This window comes from Shewanella sp. MR-4, from assembly GCF_000014685.1.
GTDB lineage: Bacteria > Pseudomonadota > Gammaproteobacteria > Enterobacterales > Shewanellaceae > Shewanella.
In genome coordinates, this window is record NC_008321.1 from 4,530,215 (window position 1) to 4,545,220 (window position 15,006).

At 50.0% G+C, this 15,006-nt stretch carries 16 protein-coding genes; 12 read left to right on the forward strand and 4 right to left on the reverse strand.

Going from position 1 to position 15,006, the window contains the following annotated elements:
* Nucleotides 1-9 precede the first annotated feature (9 nt).
* From ctaD to SHEWMR4_RS19805, 3 genes are read left to right on the forward strand one after another with little or no spacing between them, the layout of a single operon-like run.
* Complete coding sequence (ctaD, locus tag SHEWMR4_RS19795; RefSeq protein ID WP_011624513.1) at nt 10-1,602, forward strand: cytochrome c oxidase subunit I; 1,593 nt, start codon at nt 10-12, stop codon at nt 1,600-1,602.
* A gap of 1 nt (nt 1,603) precedes the next feature.
* Nucleotides 1,604-2,185 (forward strand): cytochrome c oxidase assembly protein, encoded by a 582-nt coding sequence (locus SHEWMR4_RS19800; protein ID WP_011624514.1) that lies wholly within the window; start codon nt 1,604-1,606, stop codon nt 2,183-2,185.
* Nucleotides 2,182-3,057 (forward strand): cytochrome c oxidase subunit 3, encoded by an 876-nt coding sequence (locus tag SHEWMR4_RS19805; protein ID WP_011624515.1) that lies wholly within the window; start codon nt 2,182-2,184, stop codon nt 3,055-3,057. The genes SHEWMR4_RS19800 and SHEWMR4_RS19805 overlap by 4 nt, the downstream gene beginning before the upstream one ends.
* A gap of 28 nt (nt 3,058-3,085) precedes the next feature.
* On the opposite strand, the gene SHEWMR4_RS19810 is transcribed toward SHEWMR4_RS19805, so the two are convergent.
* Nucleotides 3,086-3,316 carry a DUF2909 family protein gene (locus SHEWMR4_RS19810; protein WP_041408924.1) on the reverse strand — a complete coding sequence of 77 codons (231 nt, stop codon included), beginning with the start codon at nt 3,314-3,316 and terminating at the stop codon, nt 3,086-3,088.
* On the opposite strand from SHEWMR4_RS19810, the gene SHEWMR4_RS19815 reads away from it, so the two are divergent.
* From SHEWMR4_RS19815 to SHEWMR4_RS19835, 5 genes are all read left to right on the forward strand, one after another.
* Nucleotides 3,261-4,172, forward strand: a complete 912-nt coding sequence (locus tag SHEWMR4_RS19815) for an SURF1 family protein (RefSeq protein WP_011624517.1) — start codon at nt 3,261-3,263, stop codon at nt 4,170-4,172. The two genes, SHEWMR4_RS19810 and SHEWMR4_RS19815, sit on opposite strands and share 56 nt — an antisense overlap.
* Before the next feature lie 67 nt (nt 4,173-4,239).
* A complete protein-coding gene (locus tag SHEWMR4_RS19820; protein ID WP_011624518.1) occupies nt 4,240-4,785 on the forward strand; it encodes a hypothetical protein in 546 nt (181 codons plus the stop codon).
* The gene (locus SHEWMR4_RS19825; protein WP_011624519.1) at nt 4,785-5,843 is read left to right on the forward strand and encodes a COX15/CtaA family protein; all 1,059 of its coding nucleotides are present in this window, start codon (nt 4,785-4,787) and stop codon (nt 5,841-5,843) included. The genes SHEWMR4_RS19820 and SHEWMR4_RS19825 overlap by 1 nt, the downstream gene beginning before the upstream one ends.
* A 17-nt stretch (nt 5,844-5,860) precedes the next feature.
* Nucleotides 5,861-6,763 carry a heme o synthase gene (cyoE, locus tag SHEWMR4_RS19830; RefSeq protein WP_011624520.1) on the forward strand — a complete coding sequence of 301 codons (903 nt, stop codon included), beginning with the start codon at nt 5,861-5,863 and terminating at the stop codon, nt 6,761-6,763.
* Between the two features lie 54 nt (nt 6,764-6,817).
* A complete protein-coding gene (locus tag SHEWMR4_RS19835; RefSeq protein WP_161629207.1) occupies nt 6,818-7,447 on the forward strand; it encodes an SCO family protein in 630 nt (209 codons plus the stop codon).
* Between the two features lie 14 nt (nt 7,448-7,461).
* Here the strand turns inward: SHEWMR4_RS19835 and SHEWMR4_RS19840 are convergent, their stop codons facing one another.
* Complete coding sequence (locus SHEWMR4_RS19840) at nt 7,462-8,508, reverse strand: polysaccharide deacetylase family protein (protein WP_011624522.1); 1,047 nt, start codon at nt 8,506-8,508, stop codon at nt 7,462-7,464.
* Between the two features lie 22 nt (nt 8,509-8,530).
* Between SHEWMR4_RS19840 and SHEWMR4_RS19845 the strand changes: the two genes are divergently transcribed.
* Nucleotides 8,531-9,898: an MATE family efflux transporter gene (locus SHEWMR4_RS19845; RefSeq protein WP_011624523.1), complete on the forward strand. Its 1,368-nt coding sequence runs from the start codon at nt 8,531-8,533 to the stop codon at nt 9,896-9,898.
* Nucleotides 9,899-9,975: 77 nt separating this feature from the next.
* Complete coding sequence (locus tag SHEWMR4_RS19850; protein ID WP_011624524.1) at nt 9,976-11,913, forward strand: alpha/beta hydrolase family protein; 1,938 nt, start codon at nt 9,976-9,978, stop codon at nt 11,911-11,913.
* A gap of 63 nt (nt 11,914-11,976) precedes the next feature.
* Here the strand turns inward: SHEWMR4_RS19850 and nfuA are convergent, their stop codons facing one another.
* The gene (gene nfuA, locus SHEWMR4_RS19855; RefSeq protein ID WP_011624525.1) at nt 11,977-12,555 is read right to left on the reverse strand and encodes a Fe-S biogenesis protein NfuA; all 579 of its coding nucleotides are present in this window, start codon (nt 12,553-12,555) and stop codon (nt 11,977-11,979) included.
* Between the two features lie 167 nt (nt 12,556-12,722).
* Nucleotides 12,723-13,529, reverse strand: a complete 807-nt coding sequence (locus SHEWMR4_RS19860; RefSeq protein ID WP_011624526.1) for a ComF family protein — start codon at nt 13,527-13,529, stop codon at nt 12,723-12,725.
* Between the two features lie 25 nt (nt 13,530-13,554).
* Between SHEWMR4_RS19860 and bioH the strand changes: the two genes are divergently transcribed.
* Together bioH and SHEWMR4_RS19870 are read left to right on the forward strand one after the other, a co-directional pair.
* Nucleotides 13,555-14,349, forward strand: coding sequence for a pimeloyl-ACP methyl ester esterase BioH (gene bioH, locus SHEWMR4_RS19865; protein ID WP_011624527.1), 795 nt, complete (start codon nt 13,555-13,557; stop codon nt 14,347-14,349).
* Between the two features lie 61 nt (nt 14,350-14,410).
* Complete coding sequence (locus tag SHEWMR4_RS19870; protein ID WP_011624528.1) at nt 14,411-14,965, forward strand: hypothetical protein; 555 nt, start codon at nt 14,411-14,413, stop codon at nt 14,963-14,965.
* Nucleotides 14,966-15,006: the final 41 nt, after the last annotated feature.

The following is a 15,006-nucleotide window of genomic DNA, read 5'->3' on the forward strand; positions in this document are numbered from 1 at the left end:
GGGATTAAGATGAGCACACTGACTCAAGATCAAATTGCCGCCCATGATGAACACCATCACGGTGCACCTAAAGGCATCATGCGCTGGTTACTCACCACTAACCACAAGGACATTGGCACCCTGTACCTGTGGTTTAGTTTCATTATGTTTTTAACCGGTGGTGCGATGGCCATGGTGATCCGCGCCGAACTCTTTCAACCCGGATTACAACTCGTTGAGCCTAACTTCTTCAACCAAATGACCACTGTGCATGGGTTAATCATGGTATTCGGCGCCGTGATGCCGGCCTTTACAGGGCTGGCTAACTGGCTGATCCCGATGATGATTGGCGCGCCTGATATGGCGCTTCCACGGATGAACAACTGGAGTTTTTGGATCCTGCCCTTCGCCTTTACTATTTTACTGAGCTCACTGTTTATGGAAGGCGGTGGCCCTAACTTTGGTTGGACCTTCTACGCACCACTCTCGACCACTTATAGCCCTGACAGCACAGCATTATTTGTTTTCTCGATTCATATCATGGGGATAAGTTCGATCATGGGTGCCATCAACGTGATCGTCACCATAGTCAACCTGCGCGCTCCCGGCATGACGTGGATGAAGTTACCGTTGTTTGTCTGGACTTGGCTGATTACCGCCTTCTTGCTGATCGCCGTGATGCCCGTACTCGCGGGCGCCGTTACTATGGTGTTAACCGATAAGTTTTTCGGTACTAGCTTCTTCGAGGCGGCAGGTGGTGGTGATCCTGTTATGTTCCAGCATATCTTCTGGTTCTTCGGTCACCCCGAAGTCTACATCATGATTCTGCCTTCCTTCGGCATCATCTCCGCCATAGTTCCGGCTTTCAGCCGTAAACCATTATTCGGCTATTCATCCATGGTGTATGCCACGGCGAGTATTGCGATTCTGTCCTTCCTCGTGTGGGCGCACCATATGTTCACCACAGGTATGCCTGTGTTTGCCGAGTTGTTTTTTATGTACTGCACTATGCTGATTGCCGTGCCGACTGGGGTAAAAGTGTTTAACTGGGTAGCGACTATGTGGCGCGGCTCATTGAGTTTTGAAACCCCAATGTTGTTCGCGGTGGCCTTTATTATCCTGTTCACTATTGGCGGCTTCTCTGGCCTGATGCTCGCCATCACACCGGCCGACTTCCAATACCACGATACTTATTTTGTGGTGGCTCACTTCCATTACGTGTTGGTCACTGGTGCGATTTTCTCCATCATGGCGGCGGCCTATTACTGGTTGCCAAAATGGACCGGCCATATGTACAGCGAAAAGCTCGGCCAGTGGCATTTTTGGTGCTCGGTGATTTCGGTCAACGTGTTGTTTTTCCCTATGCATTTCTTAGGTCTTGCGGGTATGCCAAGGCGTATTCCCGATTACTCGATTCAATTTGCCGATGTGAACCAAATTGTGTCGATTGGGGGTTTTGCCTTTGGTCTTTCTCAGCTGATTTTCCTCGTGCTGGTGATTAAGTGCATTCGGGGCGGCGAAAAGGCGCCCGCCAAACCTTGGGAAGGCAGCGAAGGCTTAGAGTGGACCCTACCCAGCCCTGCGCCCTACCACTCTTTCACCACGCCACCCGAGGTGAAATAACATGCAAGGCCAACCCCATCAGCCCAACATCAAGTCCAACCGTAAGCTCATCAGCCTGCTGGTGCTGGGCTGCCTTGGGATGTTTGGCTTTGGGTTCGCCTTAGTGCCGCTCTACGATGTGTTGTGCGAAAAACTGGGGATTAATGGCAAAACCTCCAATACTGCCAGCAGTTATCAAGCGATCACTGTGGACAAGAACCGCGTGGTAACGGTGGAGTTTATCTCGCAGGTGCAGACGGGCATGCCGTGGAAATTTGAGCCACAAACGAAACGGCTCGAAGTGCATCCAGGAGAACTCATTCACACGGCATTTCTGGCTCAAAATGTCTCTAACAGAGCGATCGTTGGCCAGGCGATTCCTTCTATTTCGCCCGGACAAGGCGCGGCTTATTTCAATAAAACCGAATGTTTTTGTTTTAACCAACAACACTTAGCCGCCGCGAGTCGCGCCGAGCTACCGTTGATCTTCTTTGTGGATCCTCAATTACCCGAGTCTATCCACACCTTAACCCTCTCTTACACCCTCTACGACATTACCGACAAGCAGTTAGCGTCTGCCATAGAGCAAGGAGCTGCAAAATGACCACTAAACATGAGACTTACTACGTACCCGCCCAGAGTGCTTGGCCGATTGTTGGTGCTATCGGCTTGTTTTTAACTGCCTTTGGGGCAGGACATTTTGTACATCAACTCAAATCTGGCGCTTCGGGTGGCGGCTATATTCTACTGGCAGGCATAGCCGTCATCCTGTTTATGCTGGTTGGCTGGTTTAGAACCGTGATCAAAGAATCGATGACGGGCCTCTATTCCCATCAGATGGATAGATCGTTTCGCCAAGGCATGAGCTGGTTCATCTTCTCAGAGGTGATGTTCTTTGCCGCCTTCTTCGGCGCCTTATTTTACGCCCGCATGGTCGCAGTGCCTTGGCTCGGCGGTGCCTCTAACAATGCCATGACCCACGAAGTCCTGTGGCCACACTTCGAAGCCGTTTGGCCACTCGTCACCACGCCTGATGGCACCAAAACCGAAGCCATGCCATGGAATGGACTACCGCTAGTCAACACCATAGTGCTGCTAACCTCCTCAGTCACGCTGCATTTTGCCCATATCAGCTTAGAAAAAGGTAAGCGTTCGGCCATCACCCTCTGGCTTGGGCTCACGATTTTGTTGGGAATTAGCTTCCTTGCTTTGCAAGCGGAGGAATATAGCCATGCCTACCATGAGATGGGGCTAACGCTCACCTCGGGCGTGTATGGCAACACCTTTTTCCTGCTGACGGGTTTCCACGGCATGCATGTCACTTTGGGCACTATCTTTCTATTAGTCTTGTTTTTCAGGGTGTTAAAAGGCCACTTTAGTGCGGATAAGCATTTTGCCTTCCAAGCGGGCAGTTGGTACTGGCACTTTGTCGACGTAGTTTGGCTCTGCCTATTTATCTTTGTTTATGTGCTTTAAATATTCATTGAAACAATAAGTTGAAAGCTTAAGGCGTGGGATTGAGACCAAGTAGTCCAGTCCCCAAAGCCACCAGCAAGAGCAGGATCACTAGTACAGAAAATATCACCCTACGGCCCAAATAGCGGCTCATAGGCACAGGGTGATCAGCGGTTTGATCGTCACCTTTAACCATAATGATTAAGGCTCTGCCTAGGTTAAAAATGATAAACAGTAACAGCAGTACTAAAACACACTTAAAAATGAACGGGATGTTCATACGCTATCCTTATGTTTTGCTGACCAAATTAATGGGGTTGCCAAGATATATTTGGCTGCATAGGGCAATGTTGTTACTGCTGATATTGACTGTGGTGGTATTTGTGATTTTGGTCAAGCTGGGTTTGTGGCAAATGGATAGGGCCGCGGAAAAAACCGAACTACTCGCACAAATGGAGGCCAGACAATCCGCTGCCGCACTCAATCCTGAGCAGCTGATAGCTGAATTGGCTAAAGGTGGCGTTACTGGCTATCGCCTTGAAGTTCAAGCCAGCCCCGTTAATCCACAAATCTGGTTACTCGACAATCAGGTCTATCAAGGGCAAGTGGGCTATCTCGCCTTTCAATTACTGCAAATAACGTCAGAAAATCAGACAAATCATCGCGAACAACCTTGGCTGTTACTCGAACTCGGCTTTATTGCCGCTAAATCCCACCGAGATGCCTTGCCCGAAGTCAGCCCCATAGTCGGTGAACTGCCTCTTACAGGCCGCCTCTATCAAAAACAGATTAATCCCTTGAGCCATCATTTATTAGCAGAACCCTTCACCACGGAGCAAGGTGAACGGATTCGGTTTCAAAATCTCAATCTGCCCGAGATGGCACAAATGTTAGGACATCCCATCCTGCCCGCGGTGTTACAACCCGATGCCTTGCCCCAATTACAACCCGCGCAGGCCTTACCCCACCCTTGGCAGCCTTTCCCGCTTTCGGCCCAAAAACATTGGGGTTATGCGTTGCAATGGTTTGCCATGGCAACTGTGTTTGCGGGGCTGATGGGCTGGCAAGCAATGAAATACCTCAAAAAATCACGACAACGGCATCAAGCCGATAAGGAAGCGACTAAAACCGAGTAACAGATACCTGCAAGATGTTAATAAAAAACAATAAAACAAAGCATTAGGGACAATAAGAGGAGCAAATATGGACTCCCAACAAACAGCCAAATACCGCGCATTGGGGTTATTGCTACTGGCCTTTATCGCGCCTGTGGTCATCGCTAAGTTAGTGCTGAGCATGCATTGGTATCAAGGCGGCTCCACCAACCACGGTGAGCTCATCAGCCCAGAAACCAGTTATACCAGTCTTGGCCTTAACAATCCTCAGCCTAAGGAATGGCAACTGTTGTATTTATTGCCCGCAAAGTGCGATGAAGCTTGCCGCGAGCGCTTGTATATTCTGCGTCAGAGCCATACCGCCTTAGGGCCAGATCAGGCTCGTGTCGAACCGCTTATTCTTGTGAATCCAGACAGTGACTTAAGCGCATTAAGCAGCTTTAACTTCTACACTCAGCCCGCCAGCCAAAGTCTTATTCAATGGCTTGACCAACAGCAGTTGATTATTGTCGATCCACTCGGCGCACTCGTGCTGCGTTACCCCCAAGTGCAAGGCAAGGCGGCACATTTAGCTCAGGGTAAGGCCTTGGTCGCGGATCTGCGTAAGTTATTGAAACTATCGAGGGTAGACTAATGCAACTGACTTGGCTCCTACGCGTCACCATAGTCTTTACCCTGTTAGTGATTTTAATGGGGGCTTACACTCGGCTGTCGGACGCAGGACTTGGCTGCCCAGATTGGCCCGGTTGCTACGGCCATATCAAAGTGCCCACACACGACCATGAGATCTCCCATGCCCAAACCCTATTTCCTGACCACGATATCCATCCCGAGAAAGCTTGGCTCGAAATGATCCACAGGTATATCGCGGGCGCCTTGGGCATACTAGTGTTACTGATTTTGATCCTTTGCTTGAAAACATCCCAAGCCCCCAAGAAACTGCCCTTTGCCATAGTGCTACTCATCATCTTTCAGGCGGCGTTGGGGATGTGGACTGTGACGATGAAACTAATGCCGATTGTCGTGATGTCCCATTTAATTGGCGGCTTTAGCTTGCTCTCGCTCCTGCTCTTACTGTATCTGCGAACACGTCCGAGGCGAATTTTCGAAACCGCTGATATTCACAGTCAGCGTGGTGCGGGCGCAGGATTTAATGGCGCCCATGGTTCGCGGATAGGCACTAGCCTTAAATTTCTCGGCCAGAGCAAACATTTGCCGAAACTGGCGCTGTTGAGTCTGCTGGTGCTGATAGGTCAGATCATGCTTGGCGCCTGGACCTCCTCCAACTATGCCGCACTCGCTTGCACGGCTTTGCCGATTTGTGAAGGTAATTGGATGGATAATCTCGCCATTGCCGATGCGTTTTCCCCTTTCCAAGGGCAACACCCAAGCTTTGAATTTGGCGTATTGGATTACCATGCCCGCATGACCATTCATATCGCCCACCGCGTTGGCGCCATTATTACCGCCAGTCTATTGTTGTTGCTCGCCTATCGGTTATTTTTCAGCACCCAGCTCAAGGCCCTTAGCCTATTGCTGGTCGCCTTAGTGATACTTCAGGTCAGTTTAGGGATTTCAAACGTGGTGATGCATTTACCACTGGGGATTGCCGTTTCCCACAATGGCGGCGCGGCGCTGTTACTACTCACCTTAGTCGCGATTAACTATTTCCTTTGGCGCAGGGCACCTTAATCATCGGGGGATTTATCATGGCAAAACCACTCTCTATCAGCAGTCACCCCAGTGTCCATTTGGCTTGGCGTGCCTATTTTGAGATGACCAAACCTAAGGTTGTGGCTTTAATGCTGCTCACCGTCTTAGTCGGCATGTGTTTAGCCATGCCCACCATACTGCCAGTCAAACCCTTAGTGGCAGGCTTACTCGGCATCGCCATGATGGCGGGGTCGGCCGCCGCCTTAAACCATCTGATTGATAGGCGAATCGACGGCATGATGGCACGCACTTATAACCGTCCGCTGCCCAAGGGCCGAGTCTCAGCGAGAAGAGCGTTGTTGTTCGCGGCACTCTTAGGCAGCCTAGGTTTTGTGATCCTCTATGTTTTTACTAATCCGCTCACCGCTTGGCTCACCTTTGCCAGCTTGATTGGTTACGCCTTGATTTATACCGCCTATTTAAAACGGGCCACACCTCAAAATATTGTCATTGGCGGTTTAGCGGGCGCAATGCCACCGCTCTTGGGCTGGACGGCGGTGACGAATCAATTCCATGGTCATGCGCTATTGCTCGTCATCATCATATTCCTGTGGACGCCGCCGCATTTTTGGGCACTGGCAATTCACAGACGCGCAGAATATGCCAAAGTGGATATTCCCATGCTGCCCGTGACCCATGGGGTAGAATTTACTAAGACCTGTATCTTGCTCTATACGATTTTGCTGGCGATAGCTTGTCTATTGCCCGTGTTAGTCGGGATGAGTGGACCGCTCTACTTTGTGTGCTCAAGCTTGCTCAGCACGGGGTTTATTTATAAAGCGTGGCAGTTAAAGTATCAGGATAGCGAAGGGCTGGCGATGCAGGTGTTTCGTTTTTCGATTTATCATTTAATGTTGTTATTCATGGCATTACTGCTCGACCACTATCTTTGGGCTTAATGTGCAACGAGCAATAGGGCGAGCATGGTCAAAGGACAAAATATGCAAGCAAGAATCTCCAACAAAATCTTAGTGATAGCGATTCTGTTAATAGGATTGGGTGGACTATTTGCAGTGAAGTTCAATCCACCTAAGCCCGTTGAGCTAGAGAGTGGTTTTTTGTTTCCTGAGGCGTTCGAGCTAGCGCCCTTTGAGCTTGTCGATCAACAGCAGAAACCCTTTACTAATGCCAATTTGAAGGATCAATGGAGCCTATTCTTTATCGGCTTTACCTATTGTCCCGATGTCTGTCCGACCACCTTAAACAAGCTCGCCGCCGCCTATCCTGAGCTGAAAAAAATTGCCCCCATTCAAATCGTGTTTTTATCCGTAGATCCGAAGCGGGACACCCCAGAGAAACTCCTCACCTACGTGAATTTCTTTAATCCTGAGTTTAAAGCGGTGACGGGTGAGCAAACCCAAATATTCCCCCTCACCCGCAGCCTAGGGCTCACCTATGCCATGGTCGGCGAAGGGGATAATTATCAAGTCGATCATAGTGCTGGCTATGTACTGGTTTCTCCCCAAGGCACGCGGGTCGCGGTGTTTAAACCCACGGCAGCCTTAGGTAAAGCCCCTCAAGTACTCAACCAGGCCTTGATCAGCGACTTCGATAAAATCGTTAAAAGCTACAAACCTAAATAACCACCGCAGAAGTGTTACTCTTTAACCCAAGTGCCGTCGTCTTTGGGTCTCACCCATGCCTGCGAAAACCAGTAATAGCCGTTGCGCGTCTTGCTTGGTGCCGTGCAATTGTAGCGCGAGCGACCCGCCGGCAGGGCTAAATCGGCTTGAATACTAAATTCATTGTCACTGCTCCAAGTCGGCGTTTTAGCGCCTTGCCCTTGGATATAACACATGACTTGCTTGGCCGAAATATCGCTCATATCCAGCTTAACCTTAAGCTCTGGGCGCCAATGCCCGCCCTTCAGCTCAGGATCGCTAGGCGTTTGCTCAAGCACTGGCATATTGAGGCTGTATAACTTGGCTTTTAGGCTCTTTAGATCCGCATATTGCCCCGCTACAGGGAAGCGCGGCAGCGCCGTGAGTGGCGAATACGGCCCCGCCGCCCCAGACTGCTGGCCAAAGGCAACGAAGCCATTTTCGGTCAACATGTCCTGAATCGCCTGATTGTATTCGCCATAGGGATAGGCCAGCATTTTAAAGTTCTGCCCCGTCGCCTCACGAATCGCGTTTTCGGTGTCCTGAATATTGGCTTTAATTCGTGCCAGCCATTGGCTTGGGGATTCATTGTCTAGCCTGCGGATCAGATGCTCATGGGCCCAGCTGTGGTTAGCAATGTCGGCCCCCTCCTTGGAAAGCTTAATCAGCTCATCCCAGGTCATCATCTCGGTAAACTTTTGTTTAATCGGCTCAATTGCCACAAATAGGGTGTAGGGAAAACCAAATTCCTTTAGGATAGGGTGCGCTGTGGTCGCAATGCTGCGATAACCATCATCGAAGGTGATCGCCACCGTTTTGGCAGGTAAATCTTGCTTGTTTTTGATCGCCTCAACCACTTGGGATAAGGGAATAACCTTAAATCCATCGTCCGCCAGAAACTGCATTTGCTCACGAAATTGTGCAGGCGTGACGCTCGTCGCCGCCGGCGTGGTTTCTGACACATGGTGATACTGTAAAATGACCACAGCATGGGCCGAGAAAGTCATCAGCCCTAAGAGTGCCAATAGCGCACGTTTAACCATAATGTGAATACCTCTGAAATCAATGACTACCGCAAAATCCACCGCACTCGCGCTCCTGTTGAATGGCACCAAGAATCGCCAGCTGCTCGCGCTTGCCCTGCCGATGATCCTCTCCAATATCACGGTTCCGCTGTTGGGATTGGTCGATACGGCCGTCATCGGGCATTTAAGTGACGCCTATTATTTAGGGGGCGTCGCACTCGGGTCAACGATTATCACATTAATCATTTGGTTATTAGGCTTTTTACGGATGGCGACCACCGGATTGGTCGCACAGGCCTATGGCGCAAACGATACCGCGCGCCAATTAAAGTTGCTGGTCCAAGGCGCCATGTTGGCAACTGGGCTGGGTATCGCGGTGATCCTATTACAGATCCCGATACTGAATTTAGCGCTCGGCCTCTCCGAGGCGAGTGTGGAAGTGGAGCGTTATTGCCGAGAATATTTTCAAGTCCGAGTCTGGTCGACGCCATTCGCCCTGCTCAATTTAGTGATGCTCGGCTGGCTCCTTGGCAGACAACAGCCCAAGGCGGCCATGTGGCAGCTCATCTTCGCCAACTTAGCCAATATTATCCTCGATGTGTTGTTCGTCTTGGGTTTAGGCTGGGGAGTCAAAGGGGCCGCACTTGCCTCAGTATGTGCGGATATCACCGCCTTTAGCGTTGCGCTCTACATGGTATTACAACAGCTTAAGTTAATACCTCGATTCCAATTTGCCGATATCAGAGTTCACCTGAACTTGTCGGGTTACGGCCAGCTGCTCAGGCTCAATACCGATATTTTTATCCGCAGCCTATGCCTGCAAACCGCCTTCGCCTTTATGACTTTTCACGGTGCAGGCCTTGGGGATAATACGGTCGCAGCCAATGCGGTCTTATTGAATTTACTATTATTAATCGCCTACGCCCTCGATGGCATAGCCTATTATGCCGAGGCGGAAGTGGGCAAGGCCTACGGGCAACAACGCACACAGCCACTGCGTGAAGCAGTACTCCTCGCCTGGTGTTGGTCAGCCATCACAGCCCTAGGTTTTAGCCTGATATTTTATCTTTTTGGAGACCATATCATCGGGCTGCTAACCAATATTGATGAGGTGAGAACCACAGCGCAAATTTATCTGCCTTGGCTGATATTACTGCCGCTTTGGTCTTTTAGTTCCTATCTGTTTGATGGGGTTTATATTGGCGCCGCTAAGGGCAAAGTCATGCGCAATAGCATGATTATCGCCACATTTGGCGCCTTCTTCCCGACATGGTATTTGCTGCAATCGCTGTTGCCTTCCGAACAAGCTAACCATGCACTGTGGGCGGCCATGACGGCCTTTATGCTAGCACGCAGCCTCACCCTAGCGACACATTACCGCTTTAGCAAGGCATTTATTCTTAATTAGTTCTGTAAAGACAGTAGCTTACTTAAGGTTATCCCATTAAGATACGCAGCATTATTGTAATAAAATTGTGATGCGCTATGAAAAGGATTTTACCTTTGTTACTCCTGTGGCTAAGTCTGCCACTGCTTGCTCAAACGGTACCACAGCTTCCGGTCGAGGCTTTTGCCAGTATTCCCGATGTCAGCTCAGTCCAACTGTCGCCCGATGGCAAAAAAATTGCCTCTATCGTTCGGGTCGATCAGCCCAAACTTAAGGGCACTGTGGTCAGTATTCTCGATTTAGAAACGGGCAACAAAGACTACGCGATTCACACCGATAACCAGAAGTTTGTCCTACTGTCATTACAGTGGGCAAATGACACTACTTTGCTGATCAGCGCTAAGTTTCCGGCAAACCGCTACGGTACACCGACCACAGAAACTCGCTTGGTGAAGTACGATTTAACTACACGAAAAACCACGAGCGTACTCGCCCGTAGCGTCATCGACCGACTCAGTTGGATCCCCCAACATCAGGGACAGATTATCGATATGATGCCGGATGACCCCGATAATATTTTGCTCTCCCTCGATGGTATGGGCGAAGAAGTAGGTGAAGACAGCGTGCTGAGAGTCAATCTCTCTCAAGGAAAATCCGCATTTATTCAAAACTCTAAACGTAAAATCATCGGCTGGATTACCGACAGACAGCACAAGGTCCGTATCTCCATCTATAACGATGACACTGAATATAGGATCTACGAGCAACCAGAACAAAAGGCAGAGCCACGCTTACTCTGGACCTTTAAAGCCTTCTCCGACGAGAGCGTCTGGCCACTGGGCTTTGATGCCGACCCCAACATCTTATTCGTACGCGCCTACCACCAAGGCTTTGAAGCTATCTTCAAGGTGAATTTAACCGCTCCTAAGCTCACGAAGGAGCTGGTGTACGCCAACGAAGATACCGATGTTGAAGGCAATCTCATCTATTCAGAACTCAAGAAAAAAGTCATTGGGATCAGTGAAGGCGACGGCGAAGAATATACCTTCTGGGATCCTGAATATGCGGGTCTGCAAAATGGGTTGAAAGCGGTATTGCCCAATGCCCATAACTACATCACCCAATTTAGCGCGGATGAACGCCGCTATATCGTCTACTCCACCAGTTCGACTCAACCTGGCACCTATTACTTCGGCGATAGGGATGAAAAGGCGCTGTTTCCGATTGCCGATAGATATAGCCAGCTAAGCAGCGAGCAACTCGCCGACACTCAATATCTGAGCTACGAAGCGCGGGATAAACTCAAAATCGATGCTTACCTGACAGTGCCAAAGGGCCTCGAAGCCAAGCAACTCCCCACCATTATCTTCCCCCACGGCGGGCCGATTAGTTACGACAGTAACGATTTCGATTATTGGTCGCAGTTTTTCGCTAACCGTGGCTACGCGGTGTTTCGAATGAACTTTAGGGGCTCGGCGGGCTACGGCTATGAGTTTATGAAGGCCGGCCTCAAAAGCTGGGGACTCGAAATGCAAAACGATGTGGAAGATGGTACACGTTACTTAATCAATCAAGGGATTAGCGATCCACAGCGTATCTGTATCGTCGGCGCGAGTTATGGTGGTTATGCCGCCTTAATGGGCGCGGCGATGACACCTGATCTGTACCGCTGCGCGGTCAGTGTGGCAGGCGTAACAGACGTGGCTTACCTGGTAAAATCCAGTCGCCGTTTCACCAATTATGAAGTTGTTAAAGAACAAATTGGCGATGATTTTAGCGCCCTCTATGAACGCTCACCCGTTAGTAAGGCCGATAAGATTACTATCCCGGTATTACTACTGCATGGCAATAAGGATCGAGTGGTTAAGGTGCAACATAGTCGCGAAATGTTCGATGAACTGAAATCACGTAAGAAAAACGTCGAATATATTGAGCTCGAAAATGGCGACCATTACTTAAGTAACAATGACCATAGGCTAACCACCTTTAAAGCGCTCGATAAGTTTTTAGCCGACAATCTTAAAACCCAGCTGTAGCTACAAAACGCCATAAAAAAACGCGACTCACAGGTCGCGTTTTTTATTCAGTTCAACACCAGCTTAAGCGTAAGAATGCGCGCCGTGTTGGTGATCGGTCACATCGCTCACACCAGAGAGTTCACCTGGGAACATATCGAGTAGTTGCTTCTCGATACCATCTTTTAGGGTGATATCAACTTGCGAACAACCGTTACATCCACCGCCAAACTGCAGTACTGCTACGCCTTCTTGGGTGATTTCAACCAACATGATGTTACCACCATGGCTTGCCAGTTGTGGGTTGATTTCAGATTGGATCACATACTCAACACGCTCGGCTAAAGGCGCATCTGAAGCCACTTTACGCATTTTAGCGTTAGGGGCTTTAAGGGTTAATTGCGAACCTAATTGATCGGTTACGAAGTCGATTGAGGCTTCTTCTAAGAAAGGCGCACTCTTCTCATCAACCATAGCGCTAAAGCCATTGAATTCTAATTCAATATCATCGCTTTCAACGGCGTCAGGCGGGCAGTAAGACACGCCACACTCGGCTTGTGCGGTACCTGGACTGATCACAAATACGCGAATATGAGTGCCTTCAGGTTGATCGGCTAACAACTTTACAAAATGGGCCTGAGCCGCATCGGAAATAGTAATCATGGAAACCAGCTCCGTCAGGGGATACCTGAGTGTTTTAGTAAGAATTAGGCGTATGATACTCCTACTCACACGCGCTTTGTAGTCCCTAGGGTAGCAAGTTCTGGAATTTTGCAAAATCCATCACGCTTTCAATGCAACAACTTAACCTGTAGATCACTAACGGATAGCTAACGCGGAATGTCGTTTTCACCCGCAATATCATCCAACAACCCCGGTGCTTCGGCTCTGGCGAGACACCATATTTGCACTTGTATATATCGCGCCTCGAACAAGCGGGCAATTTCTGCCACTGTGGTCCCCGTGGTGACCACATCGTCCACCAGCGCAATCCGTTGATAGGCAAAATCGGCATTTAACTCGAAAGCATCCTGTAGATTTCGCCGGCGCTGTGCGCCATTGAGTCCGGCTTGTGGGCGCGTATCCTGCCGCCGAATTAATCCGTCACTGACCAGTGGCAGCGAGAGCTGCTTCGATAATTCATGGGCAATTAACCATGCTTGATTAAATCCACGTTGGCGCAGCCGATTGGGATGTAAAGGGACTGGCACTATGGCCTGCGGTAGAGTGATTAAGTCTTGCTGTTCGAGCTGACCAATGCGCGCTACTAAGGCTTGGCACAATATGGGTAGAGCGGCGAGTTGCCCCTGATATTTAATGGCCGCTATCCAAGGGCCAAAGCCTTGATGATAGCTGCAAGGTGCGATGACTTTTCGCGGTTGATGCCTTAGGCACTCACCGCAATATTCGAGTTCAAGCGGCATGGATTTTCCACAACCTAAACAAATTGGGCTGTGATATAAGCCCGTTTGCAGGCATATCTGGCAAAATCCGGCTTCCTTTGCATTGAGGGATTGGTGGCACAGTAAGCAGCGGTTAGGTAAACTGCCCGCCAAGTAACGCTGCCCCAAATGCGAAACTATGCGTAACAGCTTCGCCCCCTGTTGCGACCAAGTCCATTTGCTATCGCCCGACATACAACTTCCTATTAGAGGTATTTTAGTGAACTCTGCGACGCCAGCCCATCATACCCAACTGCATATCGACATCCGAGGCCAAGGGCCGGATCTGGTCATGCTCCACGGTTGGGGCGTTAATAGCGCCGTCTTCACGCCGCTCCATGAGCAGCTTTCTGAGTATAGAGTCCACTATGTCGATCTGCCGGGCTTTGGCTTAAGTCAGCCAATAACAGGTGGTTTATACACTTGGGTGGATGCGCTAATTCACGCCTTACCCGCCAATGCGATTTGGGCCGGCTGGTCACTGGGTGGCTTAGTGGCAACTCAAGCTGCCATAAGCTATCCATCCCATGTCAGAGGATTAATGACCATCGCCTCCTCGCCCTGTTTTATGGCAAGGGAGGAAGAAGCATGGCCCGGTATTCCACCGCAGGTGCTCAGCATGTTTGGCGAGCAGCTTGGGCAAAATTTACCAAAAACAATTGAGCGCTTTTTAGCGATTCAGGCCATGGGCAGCGAAACCGCTAAAGACGATATCAAGCAGCTGCGGGATTTAGTGCTAGCGCGCCCGCTACCCGATGCTGCGGCCTTAACTCAAGGTTTGGATATGTTGAACCAAATCGATCTTAGGCCGTATCTCTCGGCGATACAGCAACCTTGGCTGCGGATCTGGGGCCGACTCGATGGACTCGTGCCCAAACGCGTTCAACCTCAAATGCCCACCGCCAGTCACATCACTGATGTCATGCTTGCCAAGGCATCCCACGCACCGTTTGTGTCCCACAGGGAAGAATTCTTGCAGGCAATCACACCTTGGCTGGCGCAATTCAAGGACTAGTGCTTTATCTTTGTGCAATAAGTGGCTAGTATTTAACCATTAAGGCCACAAGGAATTTTTCATGCTGCTTGTCAGTAATTACCCCCAAGTTCCGATAGCGACGACCAATGTCGCGACGGACTCGGCTCGGGTCGACAATCAGCTCAAGCCCGTTGTTATTCCGCCACAGGCCGCGACTAAGGGCCATGAAGAACGTGCCTTTAATCCGCAAAATGAGCGTACCGCAGATCAAACTCAGCAACAGGCACGTTTGCTCGAGCAAAATCAGCAACAAGTTCAAGACAAACAGCAACAGCAGCAGTCTTCACAGCAGCAGAGCCAGCAACAGCAAGAAAAGCAAGCGCCCATAGTTGCTGCCGATCGTGCGCTCCCTAAAACCCTTAAAGTGCCAGTGCGCGGCCCAGCGGCGCTGCAGCGTAAAGATATTCGGTTAAAAGTCGGCCAAAATACTCCCCGCCCCGCCAATACTACAGCGAAAACCACGACTGCGGCGGCGCGTCAGCCGATGCAAGGGGAATCCCCTCAGTTTTATCAACAGGTTGGCCAGCGTATTGGGCAATATTATGCGCAGCAAACTCAGCCCGAAGCCGAACCTGCTATGTCGGCTTGGATTTAAAATCTGCTGGTTTAAAGATAAGTTTCAAAATAAAAATGCCG

What these genes read in the sequence shown, in the direction of transcription:
- SHEWMR4_RS19800 (WP_011624514.1), top strand. Translation starts at nt 1,604, where the DNA reads ATGCAAGGCCAACCCCATCAGCCCAACATCAAGTCCAACCGTAAGCTC.
- SHEWMR4_RS19825 (WP_011624519.1), top strand. Translation starts at nt 4,785, where the DNA reads ATGCAACTGACTTGGCTCCTACGCGTCACCATAGTCTTTACCCTGTTA.
- cyoE (WP_011624520.1), top strand. Translation starts at nt 5,861, where the DNA reads ATGGCAAAACCACTCTCTATCAGCAGTCACCCCAGTGTCCATTTGGCT.
- nfuA (WP_011624525.1), bottom strand. Translation starts at nt 12,555, where the DNA reads ATGATTACTATTTCCGATGCGGCTCAGGCCCATTTTGTAAAGTTGTTA.
- SHEWMR4_RS19810 (WP_041408924.1), bottom strand. Translation starts at nt 3,316, where the DNA reads ATGAACATCCCGTTCATTTTTAAGTGTGTTTTAGTACTGCTGTTACTG.
- SHEWMR4_RS19820 (WP_011624518.1), top strand. Translation starts at nt 4,240, where the DNA reads ATGGACTCCCAACAAACAGCCAAATACCGCGCATTGGGGTTATTGCTA.
- SHEWMR4_RS19845 (WP_011624523.1), top strand. Translation starts at nt 8,531, where the DNA reads ATGACTACCGCAAAATCCACCGCACTCGCGCTCCTGTTGAATGGCACC.
- SHEWMR4_RS19815 (WP_011624517.1), top strand. Translation starts at nt 3,261, where the DNA reads ATGATAAACAGTAACAGCAGTACTAAAACACACTTAAAAATGAACGGG.
- SHEWMR4_RS19805 (WP_011624515.1), top strand. Translation starts at nt 2,182, where the DNA reads ATGACCACTAAACATGAGACTTACTACGTACCCGCCCAGAGTGCTTGG.
- SHEWMR4_RS19850 (WP_011624524.1), top strand. Translation starts at nt 9,976, where the DNA reads ATGAAAAGGATTTTACCTTTGTTACTCCTGTGGCTAAGTCTGCCACTG.
- SHEWMR4_RS19870 (WP_011624528.1), top strand. Translation starts at nt 14,411, where the DNA reads ATGCTGCTTGTCAGTAATTACCCCCAAGTTCCGATAGCGACGACCAAT.
- SHEWMR4_RS19840 (WP_011624522.1), bottom strand. Translation starts at nt 8,508, where the DNA reads ATGGTTAAACGTGCGCTATTGGCACTCTTAGGGCTGATGACTTTCTCG.
- ctaD (WP_011624513.1), top strand. Translation starts at nt 10, where the DNA reads ATGAGCACACTGACTCAAGATCAAATTGCCGCCCATGATGAACACCAT.
- SHEWMR4_RS19860 (WP_011624526.1), bottom strand. Translation starts at nt 13,529, where the DNA reads ATGTCGGGCGATAGCAAATGGACTTGGTCGCAACAGGGGGCGAAGCTG.